The sequence below is a fragment of the Mycobacterium sp. OAE908 genome (genome assembly GCF_017872775.1).
Lineage (GTDB): Bacteria > Actinomycetota > Actinomycetes > Mycobacteriales > Mycobacteriaceae > Mycobacterium.
This window is the reverse complement of record NZ_JAGGJL010000001.1, coordinates 51,485-66,642: the sequence shown is the minus strand read 5'-3', so window position 1 is coordinate 66,642 and position 15,158 is coordinate 51,485. Positions and strand designations below refer to the sequence as shown.

At 65.5% G+C, this 15,158-nt stretch carries 12 protein-coding genes; 7 read left to right on the top strand and 5 right to left on the bottom strand.

From position 1 onward, the window contains the following. Positions 1-14 precede the first annotated feature (14 nt). Genes J3E61_RS00265 through J3E61_RS00255 form a run of 3 tightly spaced genes read left to right on the top strand, consistent with a single transcriptional unit; the run spans position 15 to position 2,430 of the window. On the top strand, positions 15-1,028 hold the full coding sequence (locus J3E61_RS00265; RefSeq protein WP_192726557.1) for a nitronate monooxygenase: 1,014 nt from the start codon (positions 15-17) through the stop codon (positions 1,026-1,028). Positions 1,029-1,069: 41 nt separating this feature from the next. Further along, the gene (locus J3E61_RS00260) at positions 1,070-1,471 is read left to right on the top strand and encodes a TIGR03618 family F420-dependent PPOX class oxidoreductase (RefSeq protein ID WP_192726556.1); all 402 of its coding nucleotides are present in this window, start codon (positions 1,070-1,072) and stop codon (positions 1,469-1,471) included. Further along, positions 1,468-2,430 (top strand): RNA polymerase subunit sigma-70, encoded by a 963-nt coding sequence (locus J3E61_RS00255; protein ID WP_210082185.1) that lies wholly within the window; start codon positions 1,468-1,470, stop codon positions 2,428-2,430. Before J3E61_RS00260 ends, J3E61_RS00255 begins: the two co-directional genes overlap by 4 nt. Here the strand turns inward: J3E61_RS00255 and J3E61_RS00250 are convergent. Genes J3E61_RS00250 through J3E61_RS00240 form a run of 3 tightly spaced genes read right to left on the bottom strand, consistent with a single transcriptional unit; the run spans position 2,411 to position 5,256 of the window. Beyond that, positions 2,411-3,292: a DUF4097 family beta strand repeat protein gene (locus J3E61_RS00250; RefSeq protein WP_210082184.1), complete on the bottom strand. Its 882-nt coding sequence runs from the start codon at positions 3,290-3,292 to the stop codon at positions 2,411-2,413. The two genes, J3E61_RS00255 and J3E61_RS00250, sit on opposite strands and share 20 nt — an antisense overlap. Positions 3,293-3,313: 21 nt before the next feature. Continuing rightward, positions 3,314-3,958 (bottom strand): response regulator, encoded by a 645-nt coding sequence (locus J3E61_RS00245; RefSeq protein WP_192726553.1) that lies wholly within the window; start codon positions 3,956-3,958, stop codon positions 3,314-3,316. Then, entirely contained in the window at positions 3,949-5,256 is a 1,308-nt protein-coding gene (locus tag J3E61_RS00240; protein WP_210082183.1) for a sensor histidine kinase, read from the bottom strand. Before J3E61_RS00240 ends, J3E61_RS00245 begins: the two co-directional genes overlap by 10 nt. A gap of 92 nt (positions 5,257-5,348) precedes the next feature. Here J3E61_RS00240 and J3E61_RS00235 point away from each other — a divergent pair, with 92 nt between their 5' ends. Further along, positions 5,349-6,467, top strand: coding sequence for a TDT family transporter (locus J3E61_RS00235; RefSeq protein ID WP_210082182.1), 1,119 nt, complete (start codon positions 5,349-5,351; stop codon positions 6,465-6,467). Positions 6,468-6,470: 3 nt separating this feature from the next. Here J3E61_RS00235 and J3E61_RS00230 read toward each other — a convergent pair whose 3' ends face one another. Further along, on the bottom strand, positions 6,471-6,884 hold the full coding sequence (locus tag J3E61_RS00230) for a VOC family protein (RefSeq protein WP_210082181.1): 414 nt from the start codon (positions 6,882-6,884) through the stop codon (positions 6,471-6,473). An 88-nt stretch (positions 6,885-6,972) separates the two neighbouring features. Here J3E61_RS00230 and J3E61_RS00225 point away from each other — a divergent pair, with 88 nt between their 5' ends. Together J3E61_RS00225 and J3E61_RS00220 are read left to right on the top strand one after the other, a co-directional pair. Beyond that, entirely contained in the window at positions 6,973-7,407 is a 435-nt protein-coding gene (locus J3E61_RS00225) for a DoxX family protein (RefSeq protein ID WP_210082180.1), read from the top strand. Between the two features lie 32 nt (positions 7,408-7,439). Further along, positions 7,440-8,324, top strand: coding sequence for an LLM class flavin-dependent oxidoreductase (locus J3E61_RS00220; RefSeq protein WP_210082179.1), 885 nt, complete (start codon positions 7,440-7,442; stop codon positions 8,322-8,324). A gap of 61 nt (positions 8,325-8,385) precedes the next feature. Here J3E61_RS00220 and J3E61_RS00215 read toward each other — a convergent pair whose 3' ends face one another. Further along, positions 8,386-9,939 (bottom strand): hypothetical protein, encoded by a 1,554-nt coding sequence (locus J3E61_RS00215; RefSeq protein WP_210082178.1) that lies wholly within the window; start codon positions 9,937-9,939, stop codon positions 8,386-8,388. A gap of 1,055 nt (positions 9,940-10,994) precedes the next feature. Here J3E61_RS00215 and J3E61_RS00210 point away from each other — a divergent pair. Then, entirely contained in the window at positions 10,995-15,158 is a 4,164-nt protein-coding gene (locus J3E61_RS00210) for a VCBS domain-containing protein (RefSeq protein ID WP_210082177.1), read from the top strand.

Below are 15,158 nucleotides of genomic sequence, written 5' to 3'. Positions count from 1 at the left end.
GGTACGAAGGTTCGATGGCGTTGGACTTTCGCGAACTTTCAGTACCGATCATCGTCGCGCCCATGGCCGGTGGGCCGTCGACGCCGGAACTCGCGGCCGCCGGGACCAACGCAGGCGGGCTCGGTTTCGTCGCCGCGGGCTACCTCACGGCCGAGGCGTTCGCCGAGCGGCTCGCCGCGGCGCGTAGCCTCACGTCAGGTCCGATCGGCGCGAATCTGTTTGTGCCACAACCGAGTGCCGGTACCCGCGAGGACATCGAGCTCTACGCCAAGGCGCTCGCACCCGAGGCGCAGCGCTACGGCGCCAAGCTGGGTGAGCCGCGGTTCGACGACGACCATTGGTCGACCAAGATCGAGGTGCTACTCGATGTGCGACCCGATGTCGCCTCCTTCACGTTCGGCGTGCCGAGTGCGGAGGAGTGCCGCCGATTGCGAGAAGCCGGCGTCACGGTCGTCGGGACTGTGACCACGTTGGCCGAGGCGCGGACGGCGGTTTCGCGCGGTGTTGACGCGGTAGCGGTGCAGGGACCGTCGGCCGGCGGTCACCGCGGCACGTTCGATCCTGCCGCGCAGCCTGCCACGCAGCCCCTCGACGAACTGCTTGCCGACGTCAAGGGCGCCGTCGACGTGCCGGTCGTGGCAGCGGGCGGGTTGATGACGGCCGAGGATGTCGGGCGGGTGTTGGCGGCAGGCGCGGTCGCGGCGCAACTCGGCACGGCGTTCCTGCTGTCGGCCGAGTCGGGCAGCAGCCCGGTGCACCGCGCCGCGCTGCAGGACCCGCAGTTCACGGAAACCGTTGTGACAAGGGCATTCTCCGGCCGCTACGCGCGCGGGCTGCGCAACCGGTTCATCGACGAACATGAAGCCGAGGCGACTTTTGGTTATCCCGAGATCCACTGGCTGACCAGCCCGCTTCGGCAGGCCTCGGTGCGGGCGGGCGATCCGCAAGCCGTCAACATCTGGGCGGGCACCGGCTATCGGCAGGCCAGGGCGGGCACGGTCGCCGAGATCGTCAGCAGCCTCACCTAGCCGACCGATTCCTTTTCGCGCCTCCGCGTGTCTATACCGGCATGGACATAACACTCAACGAGCTCGCGCGCGAAGTGCTCGACGGACCACACATCGCGGCGATCGCCACGTCGAACGCCGACGGACGCCCGCAGTCGTCGGTGATATTCGTCAAACGCGAGGGTGACACGGTGGTGTTCAGCACCATCAAGGGTCGCCTGAAGACGCGCAATATGGCTCGCGATCCCCGGGTCAGCCTGCTGGTCGCGGACAAGCGGCAGCCGCGCTATCTGGAGATCCGAGGCACGGTGGAGATCGTCGAAGACCCGGAGAAGCGACTGCTGTACGAGATGTACGACAGGTACATGGGTGGCACGCAGCCGCCGCCCGAGCCCGAGGCCGAACGGCTGATCGTGCGCATCACACCGGAGAAGGTCTACCAGTTTCCCCCGGCGGCCGCATGAGCGAATTCGTCCGCGACACGGAACCGTACCGGCGCGAACTGATCGCGCACTGTTACCGCATGCTGGGGTCGGCACACGACGCCGAAGACGTCGTGCAGGAAACCTATCTGCGGGCGTGGCGCGCATACCAGGACTTCGAGAACCGGTCTTCGGTGCGGACGTGGTTGTACCGCATCGCGACGAACACCTGTTTGACCGCGCTGGCCCACAGCAGCAGGCGGGTGTTGCCTTCGGGTCTGGCGGGCCCTGCCGACGACCCGCATGCGGAAGCCGCACCAGCACCGAATGTGATGTGGGTGGAGGTCATTCCGGACTCCCGGGTCGCCGACCCCGCCGCGGTCGTCACGTCGCGGGAGAGTCTTCGGCTGGCGCTGATCGCGAGCCTGCAGCACCTTCCCGCGCAGCAGCGGGCTGTGCTTCTGCTTCGCGACGTGCTGGCCTTCCCTGCCGCAGACGTCGCCGCGATGCTCGACATCAGCGTCGTGGCCGTCAAGAGTGCGCTACAACGGGCCCGCGCGCGTATGCAGGACATCGCGCCGAACGCCGACGAGGTCATCGAACCGACCGAGCCACGGGCCCGCGAGTTGCTCGAGAAGTACATGACCGCGTTCGAGACGGCCGACACCACCTTGCTCGCCGACGCGCTGCGGCACGATGCCGCACTGGAGATGGTCGGCTCGCGGACCTGGTTCGCGGGCCGGGCGACGTGTCTGCCCTATCTCACGACAGTGGTTGGCGTGCAGGGTGATTGGCGGATGGTGGAGATCGGCGCCAATGGCCAGCCCGCGGCGGCGGCGTATCGCCGAGACGGCGACGGCGTGCTGCGCGCATTCGGGATCGCGCTGCTCGACGTCACCGCGTCCGGGATCGCCCGCATCGTGGTGTACGGGGATTCCAGGCTGGTCACACTGTTCGGGCTACCGCTGATCGCTGAAGCCGCTACCGCAGACCGTCGATGACGACGTCGCCGTTCTGTGAGCGCGCCGTGACAACGGCCGCGGCCTTCTCCCGATCGGTTGCCTGCGGCACGCGTATCGCCGTGTTGCCGTTGTCGGTGCTCGCGTTCACAGCGTAGGGACCACGGGCAGGAAGTGCGACGATGACATCGCCGTTGTCACTGGTGACATTGACCGTGCGCGGCGCTGTTTCGGCAAGTTCCACTCTGATCTCGCCGTTGTCGGCAGTGGCGCTGAACGATTCAGACACCGAGATCGGATGGCGGGTGAACACATCGCCGTTGTCGGTGTAGATCTCGATGCGTCGAGCAGATCCGCTCAACACCACCTCGCCGTTGTCGGTCCGAGCGATCAGCTGATCGAGGTCGGCCTGCGCCAGCACCACGCCGGTGTCCTGTTGGGTGGTAACCGACAGCCTGCGAGCGACTTCCGGCGGCAGGACGAGCGTGATCTCGCCGGCCCGGCCCCAGTTCAAGAATGACGTCGACTCGCCATTGATCGTTATCCGTGTATCGCCTGACTCGGTACTGACGGCCAGCGGATTTGCCCCTGCCCGAGTGGAATTCACCATCCGCAGATCGGCCCGCGGCTCCCGCGCCTCACGATCGGCGGTGATGCGGACCGCGACCGGAACCGAGCCCGTATCGACAACCACCGACCGCATCCCAGCGGGCAGTGGCTTGCTGTCCGTGATGACCCGGAAACTGGCGATGCCCCACGCCACCGTGCCGAGCGAGGCGAGGGTCCCCACCACCAGCACCGCCGCGGCGGCGATGAGCGCTATCCGGAACGCGGTCCGCCCGCCGGGGGAGAGCGGAGGCGGCGGGTTCACCGGTGCCGGTGGTGGGGGAGCGATGGTTGTCACAATCAAAACCCTTTCGGTGCTTCAGGATTCGAGGTAGCGCAGCACCGCCAGCACGCGGCGGTTCTCGCTTTCGTCAGGAGCCAGGCCCAGCTTGGTGAAGATCGAGGCGATGTGTTTTTCCGCCGAACCGACGGAGATGAACAGTGCTGCGGCTATCGCCGAGTTCGTCTTGCCCTCGGCCATCAGTTGCAACACCTCGCGCTCACGCGGCGTCAGTTCGTCGAGCGCGCTGCGGCGATGCGAACGCACCAGGATCTGCGACACCACCTCCGGATCGAGCACAGTGCCGCCGCCGCCGACCACCTCGACGGCGTCAAGGAACGCGGGGACGTCAGCCACCCGATCCTTGAGCAGATAGCCGAATCCCTTTGTGTCCGAGGCGATCAGGTCCGCGGCATAGCGCTCCTCGACGTAGTGCGACAGGACCAGCACCGGCGACTCCGGATTCTGGCTGCGCAGCAGCGCCGCGGCGCGGATGCCCTCGTCGGTGAACGTCGGCGGCATCCGGACATCGAGGATCGCAAGGTCGGGCCGCTTCTCGTTGACCAGCCGGAGCAGATTCGTCGCATCCGGAACGCCGGCCACCACCTCGTGACCGGCGTCGGTGAGGATCCGCTCGATGCCCGCCCGCAGCAGCGCCGAATCCTCGGCGATCACTACGCGCATGGCAGCACCGCGGTGACGATCGTCGGGCCCGTGGCCGGGCTGGACACCGTGAACGTGCCGTGCGCGGCCCGCACCCGTTCTTCGAGCCCGCGCAGGCCGGTGGCGTTCTCGTCGGTGGTGATCGATGCTCCGCCGCGGCCGTCGTCGAACACGGTGACGTGCAACTGGTTGGCCGCTTCGTCGAGGCGCACGGTGACAACGGCCTGGCTGGCCGCTGCGTGTTTGGCGATGTTGGTGACCGTCTCGGCGACGACGAAGTAGGCCACTGATTCGACTTCGTCGGGCAGTCGGCGCGGCAGGTACACGTTGAGCGTGGTGGGTACTGCCGAACGTTGCACCACCGCCGACAACGCGGCGTCTAGGCCTCGGTCGGACAGGATCGTCGGTGCGATGCCGCGCACCACGTTTCGCAACTCGACAAGCGCGCTCTTCGCGTCGTCGTGCGCTTCGGCGATCAGTTGCTTGGCCGCGGGCAGGTCGGTGTCGAGTTTGGTCTGCGCCAGTCCGATGGTCATCGCAAGCGAAACCAGTCGCGGTTGCACGCTGTCGTGCAGATCGCGTTCGATGCGGTGACGCTCGGTCTGCGCCGACGACACCGCGCCCTGACGAGCATCGGCGAGCGCGCTGACCTGGTACTGCAGCGCCGCGGTCGGCGACGGCGACAGCAGCCAGCGGTCGATGATCGCGTCGACAGCGGGTGCGAAGACCAGGATCACCACCGCCCCGACCACCGCAACGACGGCGGTCAAGAACGCCAGCGGCGGCGATATGAAAGACAGACCGGCATCGGGATCGCTCTGCCGGATCGCGATCGCGGCGGCCGGACCCAGGATCGCCCAGGCCAGCAGTGCAAGCGCAGTGCCCGCGGCCAGCATGTCGTAGAGCATGCGCAGGTAGTGATGGGCGGTGGCCTTCCAGAACCGGGCGCTGCTGATGTCCAGCCAGAGTTGATGCAGCCAGCGCTGGAAGCCGGCATACCGCGACATTTGCCGTGGCGGAACGGCGATGCCCAGGCCGAACACCGCCTCGCTACGTACGCGTTCGACGTGTTCGACGCCGCGCATCAGATAGATGAACACGATGGCGCAGAGCACGAAGCCGACGCCGCTTGGGATCGACGAGACGCCAATGATGAAGATTGTCAACGGGATCCAGAACCACACGGTTGCGATCGCGGCTCCGGTCAGCAACGACGCGGTCGGCACCACGCCGATGTTGCGCGGGGCCGCCGAGACGGGCTCGTCGGCGGAAGCGGGTGCCGGAGCAGTGTCGGGACTGGTGTCGGTGACTGCGACCATGCCTTCAACCTATGGACCGCAGCGCAGGTGCGACACAGCGTTTTCCCGAGAACCTGCCGGGGGATAACCCCCGTAGGCGCGATGATGGCCCGATGACGACGACCGACAGGCAGCACCGGCTGGGTTTTCTTGGGCCGAACTGGTTCGCCTCGGTCATGGGAACCGGCATCGTGGCGACAGCGGGAGCGACGTTGCCGCTGCATATCCCCGGTCTGCGGGCGTTCGCCGAGGCGGTCTGGGTGGCAAGCACGGTATGGCTGGTGATTCTCATCGTCGCCGTGGCCGCCCATTGGGTACGCCACCCGACCGTTGCCCGCAGTCATGCCTACAACCCCCAGATGGGTCATTTTTACGGCGCAGCGCCGATGGCCCTGCTCACCGTCGGCGCCGGAGCGGCCCTCGTCGGCAGGGACCTGATCGGTGAGCGGGCGGCGATCGATCTCGATTGGGTGCTGTGGACTGCGGGCACGCTCGGCGGCTTGTTCACCGCGATCAGCATCCCGTATCTGATGTTCACTCAGTACCGCGTCGAGCCCGATGCCGCATTCGGCGGTTGGCTGATGCCGGTGGTGCCGCCGATGGTGTCCGCGGCGACGGGTGCGCTGCTGATCCCGCACATCGCGCCGGGCACCGGCAGGCAAACCATGCTCTACGGCTGCTATGCGATGTTCGGGCTCTCGCTCGTCGCGTCGCTGATCATCATTTCGATGGTGTGGAGTCGGCTTGCGCACTTCGGCACCTCGGGCACCGCGCGCGTGCCGACGCTGTGGATAGTGCTCGGTCCGCTCGGCCAATCCATCACGGCCGCAGGGCTTCTCGGCACGAACGCGGTGATGGCCGTTGAACCACGGCTCGCCGACGGCATGGGCGTCTTCGCGATCTTGTACGGCGTTCCGGTGTGGGGATTCGCGGTGTTGTGGATCGGATTGGCAACGGCATTGACCATCCGCACCCTGCGGCGCGGTATGCCGTTCGCGCTGACGTGGTGGAGCCTGACGTTCCCGGTGGGCACCTTCGTCACCGGCACCACGCAGCTGGCCGTCCACACCGGGCTGCCTGCATTCCGCTTCGCCGCGGCCATCGCCTACGTGGGCCTGCTGAGCACCTGGTGTCTGGTCGCGGTGCGCACATTCCGAGGAGGGTTGCGCGGCAACATCTTCGCGCCACCGTCGGCCGATCCGATCAAGGCCAAGAAGGACTCGCCCGCTTAGCCACTACTTCGGTGCGGTCAGCTCCAGCGCGATGTTGTCCGGGTCGCGGAATTCCAGGATGTACGACGGACCGATGTCCTTGATGGGCTCGTGATCGACCCCGACCTCGTCGAGATGCGCTGCTGCGTCGTCCAATTCGGCCTTGCTGCCGACACGGAAAGCCAAGTGGTCCAGCCCGCAGCGGTCTTCGTGGAACGTGTCGGACGCTACAGGCCGAAGGCCGACCAGCGTGCCACCGAGGTCGTAGATCACCCCGCCGAACAGGAAGCCCAGCGCCTCTTGCGTGGCCGCGTCGGCACTCTCGGGCGCCTCGATCAACACCGGCCAGCCGAACACGCTTTCGTAGAACTGCCGCGACCGCTCGATATCGGTGACCGTGAGTCGCACGTGCGCGATGGAGCCGGTGGTGATCGTCATGGGTTCATGCTGCCAGTAGCGATGAGTTCTCGGCGCAGCCCCGGTCTGTCTTGTCATCAATGCCTCGACAACAGCAGGGAGCACCACCATGAGCGTCATCGCCGACGAAAACCTCAGCATCGAGCCCGCTCGCCGGTCATCGAAGCTTCGCAAGGCCGGCATCGCCATCAGCGTCCTGGTCGCCGCGTTTCTCGCCTTCGACGCCGTGGGCAAGCTCGCCTCGGTGCCCCAGGTCAAGGAGGGCACCGAGGCCCTCGGCTTTCCTCCAGGTCAGGCGCTGATCATGGGCATCGTGCTGGCCGTGTGCGTCGTCGTCTACGTGATCCCTCGCACCGCCGTACTGGGTGCACTCGGGATCACGGCGTATCTGGGTGGTGCGGTCACGGCCAACATGCGCGTGGAGTCGCCGCTGGTTTCGCACACGCTGTTCGCGGTGTACGTGGGCGTGCTGATGTGGGTCGGGCTCGCCATGCGGCGCCCCGATCTGCTGCGTGTCGTTGGACTTGCGCGGACCACCGACTGAGCCGTGTCAGAATCGCCGACGTGCGGATCGGGATGACCATGCCGATTATGGAGCCGGCGTTGGACGCCGCGACGCTGCGGGCGTGGGCCGAACTCATCGACAGCGGCCCGTTCTCGTCGCTGTGCTGGGGTGAGCGCGTCGCCTTCGACAATCCCGAATGCCTGACGCTGATGGGTGCCCTCTGCGCGTGGACTGACCGGGTGCGGTTGGTGACGACAGTCGTGGTGCCCCAGTTGCACGACCCCGTGATGTTGGCCAAACAACTGTCGACCGGTGACATGCTCAGCGGTGGCCGGCTGACGGTCGGGCTTGGAGTCGGGGGCAGACACGAGGACTATCACGGCGTCGGCGCCGACCCCGCGACGCAGACGATGCGCGGGCTCGCCGAACGCGTCGCGGTGATGAAGCGCGTCTGGGCAGGCGAGAAGATCACGGACTCCGTCGTCCCCGTCGGGCCGCCGCCGGTGCAAGACGGGGGTCCGCAGCTGCTGGTCGGCACAATGGGGCCGAAAACCGTTCGCAGCGCTGCGGTTTGGGCCGATGGGTTGGCAGCCACCACGCTTGATTTGGACATCGGCAGTCAGAACGAGCTGTTCGACGTCGCGCGCCAGGCATGGGCGAAGGCGGGTAAACCCAAGCCTCATCTGGCGACGTCGTTCTGGTTCGCCATCGGTGACGACCCACAGCTCACCCGCGCGCAGATTCACCGGCATCTGCTGCACTACATGAACTGGATTCCGGCGCAGGTCGTCGATGCGATGGCACCCTCCACCGGATGGTCAGGCGACAGCGACGATCTGCTCGCGGTGCTGCAGAGGTTCTCCGACATCGGTACCGACGAGGTTCACCTCATCCCGACAAGCTCCGACATCGACCAGTTGCGTCGTGTCGCCGAGGTGGTCGCAGAATTCACCTAGGCGTGCACACAGACTGGACCCCTCTCCGAAGGGCGAAGAGGGGTCCAGGTGTGGGGATGTATCAGTTCTTGTCTGAACCGCCGCCGGATCCGTTGTCGGAACCGGAATCGTGGTCCGAACCGCCGCCACCGGCGCTCGCACCGGCCTTGGCCGAGTCGTCCGACTTCGAGGTATCAGGCGAGGTCTTGTTGCCCGCCTTCGTGTCCGTCGTGTCGGTCGAGTCCTTGGTCTCGGTCGAACCCTTGGTGTCCGTCGAACCCTTGGTGTCGTCCGTCCCGGTCGTGGTGCCGCCACTGGTCGTGGTGGAACCGTTGTTGGATCCGGACTTGTCGTCGTTGGTTCCGGACTTCTCGTCCTTCACCGAGGATCCGTCGTTCCCGGTCGCAGATCCGCCGCCGGAGGACGACTGGTGCTCGTCGGCGGCCGCGGTGGTGCCGGCTCCGGTTCCCGACGATTGCGACTCGTCCTTGTTCTTGACCGTCGTCTGCGTTGACGACTGTCCGCCGTTGGAGCCGGCCGCACCGCTGTCGACGTTTACCGCCACCATCCGGGAAGCGGCCAACGGCACCACTTCTGGTCCGGCGGCCTTGGCGGTGGCAGCTGTCGCTGCGAACGGGATCGCGCTGCCGATCCCGTTGATGATGTTCACCAAGGCATCGGCGACCGCAGTGCTGACGAAGACACCGACGCCCGCAGCCGCGGTGACGAGGTTGGAGAACACCTGCGCGCCTGCGGCGGTCAGGCCGGCGATGCCTTGTGCGGCAAAGGAAATCGCGGCCGAGGTTTGCGTGATGCCGAAGTCGACCAGAGCCGCGCCCTCGTTCACCGCGAACGAGGCGAGGCCGGCCAGTGCCGTGGTCGCGAACGTCCCAACGGTCGCCGCGGTTGTGGCGAGCCCCGTGGCGAACGTGGCGCCGGCGGCGACCAGACCCGCGAACGTTTCTGCGCCGAAGGTAAGCCCGGCCGCCGTCTGGCCGATCCCGAAGTTGATCAGGCCGGTGAGCCCTGCCACGAAGGGTGTCAGGACTCCCGCGATGGGTGCGGGAAGCACCGAATTGATCGCGAAGGTCAGTAGCCCACCGATGGAGGTGTTGACGAACACCCCGGCCTGGGCTGCGGCGGCCACCAGACCCGAGAACGCCGTCGCGCCCGCTGCCGCCAGGCCCGCGACGCCCTGGGCCGCAAAGGCGATGGCTCCCGCAGTCTGAGCCAAGCCGAAGTTGACCAGCGTCGCGGTCTGGTTGATGCCGAACACGATGAGCTGGGCGAGGGAGTCGGTGATGAAGACACCCATCGAAGCGGCAGCAGCAGTCAACGCGCTGACGCCGTTGGCGCCGAACGCGATGAGGTTGGCGAACTGCTGAGCCCCGAACGTCGCCCCGTCAGCGACGGTGATCAGGCCGAAGTTGATGAGGTCCGAGGTCTGCGTGACCAGGAATGACAACGCCGCTGCAATGTCGGAGGCGATGCCCGTGAGCTGGGGATCGGCCGTGACCGACGGTGGCGCAGGCACTTGGATATCGGGCGGGGCCGGCGCGATCGGGCTTGCGATGAGTGCGGTGGCTCCAACGACCGCGATCCCAGCGGTGACGTATGGGCGAAGTGCAAGTTCCATTTGGACCCCCTTGTCCGGTTGAGTAGACAGCAAAGAATTTACGCCGCCGTTAACCGTTTAGAGGGCAAATTTGTGCAGAATCTGTTTCGTGTCGCCATGGCGGCCATATGAATTGGTCGGTTCCACTAAATGCGCTAATTAACTTGGGTAGAAATGAAATTGTTCCGTGGGTCGGTGGGCGGTTGGCGTAATCACATCGAGCTGGGTCACTCGGCCCTGGGGAGTAGCTGAACCCGCGCGCTGACCCGCTAATTGCTGTAAGAACTGACGGTCAAGTCAATATGGGGATTTGCCCAATTCACCGCAGGCGGCGCAGTGTTCGCGCTGACCAGCGACCGTGCGCCTGCAGACAGGCAGATGTTGCCGCAGGATGTGCTGTCGGGACGGCCCGAGTTATCACCCGATTCGACATTTGCTGAATTGTGGGGTAACGCGGTGCATCGCTGGAGTGGCGGTCGCGGGTCGCGCGCGCCGGGTGGACCGGCCAGTTGGCCCGCTGCATTGCTCGCCGGCCTTCGAAGGGGGGCCCAAGCAATTTGATGAAACGTCTATGCGGTGCCAGCGGCGTCTCGACACGCAAAGCTGATTGTGCGGTATTCGGGTTTTGTGAGCAAACATCGATGGGCGGTTACGACGGCTGCCGTCTCACAGGTCGCGAACCGGAGCCCAACTGTCGTTGATTGCGCAATCAAACCGCCTTCACGTGTCATGCCCAGGCGGTCGTCCACAGCGACGGAGCCAGTCGGCCTGCGACGGCGTTCAACATCGGCCAACCCCAATTCGGTGCTACTGCAGCTAACTAGATCATTTAGCGGAACTGTTTTCCTGCTCCAGCACCCGTTCATAAATTTTCGCGAAAGTCAATAATTCTGACCTGCGAAGATCTACCTTGTGAATAGCCCCGGAGGCGTGGGGCGGAAAGCAAGTCGGGGTGTTTTGCGTGCCGGCCTGGGCCTCTTCGTGATAGCTGAGCGAAGAGAGTTGGGCCCGAAATGGGATACAGCAATTATGTGGGGCGCGTAGGCGCCTTGGCCGTAGCTCTTGGTGTCGGAATCGTGATCGCATCGCCGGGCGGAATCGCCTCGGCATCGCCCACCGACTCCAGCGTTGCGAGCACATCGACCGATGCCGACGGCACCGCAACCGCTTCGACCGACGCCGCCGACACGGGAGGCAAAACCACCGCCGATGTCAAGGACGCAAGCGGGGGCACCGAGGGCAGCGGGACCGCCGGCGGGGCCACCAACGAGGCGACGGGCCAGCAGTCCGATGACAAGTCGGCCACTTCGTCCACAGTCGAGGTCGCGCCCGGTGTGACTCTGTCGAGTTCGGGTGGTGCACACAAGACTGCGAAACCGCAGGGTGCCACGCGCGCGTCGACCGGTAAGAAGGCCGCCGTGCCCGCAGCGCGGACGACGGCGCAAACCAACACCGCGCGGACCGATGACGACAGCGCGACGGCTCAGGAAACGGGAGCGCCGACCGCCACCGCGTCGGTCTCTGCCTACGCAGCTCCGGCGGCACTGGTTGGCGCACAGCCTGTTCCGGCGAAGGCGCCGCTGGCTCAAATCACCGTTGCCGTGAACAGGATCGTGACACCCATCTTGTCGTCGATCCTCGGAGCGATCCCGCGAATTCCAGCGCAGTCACCGCTGGCCTGGATATTCGCCGCCGTCGCGCGCCGCCAGTTCGGCGTGACAGAGCCCGAAACCGGCCAGGTGACAACGCTTGCCACGACGACTGCGCTGGTGGTGAACCAACCCCCGACGATCAGCACCGTCTTCAACACCCCGAACGCCACGACGGGTGTGATCACGGGTCAGGTCGTCGGCACTGATCCAGAGGGTCTGCCGGTGACGTACGCCCTCACGACGGCGCCGGCTAGCGGAACCCTGGTATTTGATAGCACCACAGCGAAATTCACCTATACGCCGACGACGGCACAGCGAATCAGCGCCGGCGTCACATCCACCGTCGACACCATCGCCATGACCGTCACGGTGTCGGATGGGACGACGAGCGTGCCTACGGTCGTCAACATCCCCATCAGCCCGACCGCGCTCACCAAATCGGGTGAGATTTCTTCCGTAGACGACGCCCACGCTGTGGTCGCGACCGCGACCCGCGCCTATATCACCAACCGGACCGCCGGCACGGTCACCGTGGTCGACACCACCACCAACAGCGTGATCGGCACGATCGCCGTTGGGCCGACACCAGATGCCTTGGTGATCAAGCCCGATGGCACGAAGCTCTATGTGACGAGCCTTGCCAACAACACGGTGACGGTCGTCGACACCGCCACCAAGACCATCACCGCGACGATCGCGATTGCCAAACCCAGTGCGATCGCGATCAATTCAAGCGGTAGCACGCTGTACGTCACCAGCCGAGACGCCGGCACGGTGACGAAGATTTCGACCTCGACGAACACCAGCGCAGGTACCGTCACCCTGCCCGCCGGGTCGCTGCCCACCGGAATCGTCGTCAGCCCCGACAAGACCAAGATCTACGTGATCAGCAACAAGGCCAGCGGCGGCGGCACGGTCGCGGTGTTCGGGTATACCTCGAGCACCGTCACCACGATCGCCAACTTCGCCAGCGCCCCGACCAGTTTGGCAGTCAGTCCGGACAACAAGAAGTTGTACGTGAGCTCCGCGGACGGCAAGGTCACGGTTTTCGACACGACCACGCGCGCCGCCCTCGCCGCCAACACCGTCGCTGCAGTCCCCGCTGCGCTTGCCGTGAGCAAGGATGGCAGCACCCTGTTCATGACTGACACCGTCGGACGAGTGTGGACTCTGAACACCGCGACGGCCACCGTTCTCAGCTCGTACCCGACGCGGACATCGACCTCTGCTATGTCGGTCGCACCGGCGATGGTCGCAAGCCCGGACGGCTTGAAGCTGTACGTCACCGATTACGACGCCGACAAGGTCTACGTGGCAACGCTGATTCCGCCCAACAACCCGCCGATTGTGGGCACTCCTGTCCTCAATCCGCCCAACGCCACAAGCGGATCCGTCACCGGAAACGTCGGCGTCACCGACCCGGACGGCGATACGTTGAAGTACACGGTGACGTCGGCGACGACGAAGGGCACTCTGTCGCTGAAGACCGACGGCACATTCACCTACACGCCAACCGCAACGGCACGACACGCCGCCTCGGCAGTCAATGCACCGGCGTCGGCGGTGACCGACTCGTTCACGGTGTCTGTCTCCGATGGCCGCGGTGGTGTGGTCGCGTCCACCGTGATCGTCAACATCCTGCCCGCCAACAAAGTGCCGACATACACGTTGACGGTCGGAACACCCAGCACGACAACGGGCGTCGTGACCGGCAAGGTCACGGCCTCTGACGCTGACTTTGACGTGAGGACCTTCAGCTCGACCACGCCCGCGAAGGGCACCGTGGTGGTCACGTCGACAGGTGCGTTCACATACACGCCTACAGCAGCGGCGCGCCACGCCGCCGCCAAACTCGATGCAACCACGGCGGACAAGACGGACACGTTCACCGTCACGATCAACGACGGGCATGGCGGTGTCGTCCCGGTGTCGGTCACAGTGGCGATCAGCCCGACCAATTCTGCGCCAACCGGAGCCAAAGTCAGCAACGTCGTCACCAACGTCAACAACGGCGTGGTGACCGGCACCGTCACTGCCGTCGATGCCAACAACGATCCGTTGTCCTTCTCGTCAACGACACCGACAAAGGGCACACTCGTCTTCGGCGCGAACGGAACGTTCACCTACACGCCGACTCTCGCGGCTCGCCAGGCCGCTGCGGTGCCGGGCGCCGACCCTGCCACGAAGGTCGACTCCGTGACAGTCACAGTGGCGGACGGCTACGGCGGATCCACAACGGTTGCGCTGAATCTTCAAGTGGTTCCCTACGGCAACACAGCTCCCACGAACGCCCACGCGGTGGTCGGAACCCCGAACACTGCTATCGGCGAAATCAAGGGCACCGTCGTTGCCAACGATGCAGAAGGCGACACCCTGACCTACGTCGTCACGACGGGGCCGAGCAAGGGCGTCGTCAACCTCGATCCGAACGGAACGTTCCGGTACGTACCGAATGTCGAAGCCCGATGGGGCGCATTGACGACCCCAGGCGTCGACACCGACACGTTCACCGTCACCGTCAGCGACGGCAACGGCGGCACAACAACATTCAACGTCGGCGTCACGATCGCGCCCGCGTCTACCGCTCCGTCGGCCATCGACCAGCGCGGCACCACAGTGGCGATGAACGTACAAGAGATGTACTTCTATACCCAAGCCCAAACGGATAAGGCGCTCGACCTGTTGCAGGCCGATGGGGTCGACTCGATCCGGATCCTGATCCCGTGGAAGGGCGTCGAGGCGTCGAACGATGTCTGGACATGGTCGGCGGTGGACCGGATGGTCAACTCCGCCAACGCACGTGGCATGTCGGTGATCGGCATACTGAACTCCCCGCCGGATTGGGCGATGGTGCCGGGGACGCCCTCGCTTGGTGGTCCGCCCGCTGATCCGGCGGAATACGCGGAGTACGCCGGCATGGTCGCCACGCGCTACGCGGGCAAGGTCGCGGCCTACGAGGTGTGGAACGAGCCCAACTACTACGTGTTCTGGCAACCCACTCCGAACGCGGCGGCCTACACTGAGATCCTCAAGGCCGCTTACACGGCGATCAAGGCGGCAGACCCGAACGCCGTTGTCGTAGCGGGCGGTATCGCCGCCACCCCCGACAGCGGAACTCAGATGGTCGACGCCGTCCGGTTCGTCACCGAAATGTATGCGGCCGGAGCGGGCGGTTATTTCGACGCGTTGTCCTTCCACCCGTACAACTACTTCGTGAAGTTCTCCCAGGGCGGTGGCATGCCGTCGTCGCCCTTGACACTGGTCAATGGGATTCACGACGTGATGGTCGCGAATGGCGATGGCAACAAGAAGATCTGGGCAACCGAATACGGCGAACCGTCGTCACTGGGTGGAGACGCGGTTCAGGCTGCATACATCGACGACTTCCTGCGCACGTGGCGAGATCTCGACTACGCCGGGCCCGCGTATATCCACACCGTCCGTGATTACTTCTCGTTGGATCCCATTGCTGCGTCATTCGGGGTTTACAACTCGGACTGGACGCCGAAGCCCGCGGCAGACGTCATCGAGTGGATCATCGACGAGAACGAGGCGTTCCTGGCCGGCGGCGGCGGAATCGAACTCTAG

Excerpts from the sequence above, each read along its gene's own strand:
- J3E61_RS00235 (WP_210082182.1), top strand. The coding sequence starts at position 5,349 with ATGACGACGACCGACAGGCAGCACCGGCTGGGTTTTCTTGGGCCGAAC.
- J3E61_RS00240 (WP_210082183.1), bottom strand. The coding sequence starts at position 5,256 with ATGGTCGCAGTCACCGACACCAGTCCCGACACTGCTCCGGCACCCGCT.
- J3E61_RS00225 (WP_210082180.1), top strand. The coding sequence starts at position 6,973 with ATGAGCGTCATCGCCGACGAAAACCTCAGCATCGAGCCCGCTCGCCGG.
- J3E61_RS00265 (WP_192726557.1), top strand. The coding sequence starts at position 15 with ATGGCGTTGGACTTTCGCGAACTTTCAGTACCGATCATCGTCGCGCCC.
- J3E61_RS00255 (WP_210082185.1), top strand. The coding sequence starts at position 1,468 with ATGAGCGAATTCGTCCGCGACACGGAACCGTACCGGCGCGAACTGATC.
- J3E61_RS00260 (WP_192726556.1), top strand. The coding sequence starts at position 1,070 with ATGGACATAACACTCAACGAGCTCGCGCGCGAAGTGCTCGACGGACCA.
- J3E61_RS00230 (WP_210082181.1), bottom strand. The coding sequence starts at position 6,884 with ATGACGATCACCACCGGCTCCATCGCGCACGTGCGACTCACGGTCACC.
- J3E61_RS00220 (WP_210082179.1), top strand. The coding sequence starts at position 7,440 with ATGACCATGCCGATTATGGAGCCGGCGTTGGACGCCGCGACGCTGCGG.
- J3E61_RS00215 (WP_210082178.1), bottom strand. The coding sequence starts at position 9,939 with ATGGAACTTGCACTTCGCCCATACGTCACCGCTGGGATCGCGGTCGTT.
- J3E61_RS00245 (WP_192726553.1), bottom strand. The coding sequence starts at position 3,958 with ATGCGCGTAGTGATCGCCGAGGATTCGGCGCTGCTGCGGGCGGGCATC.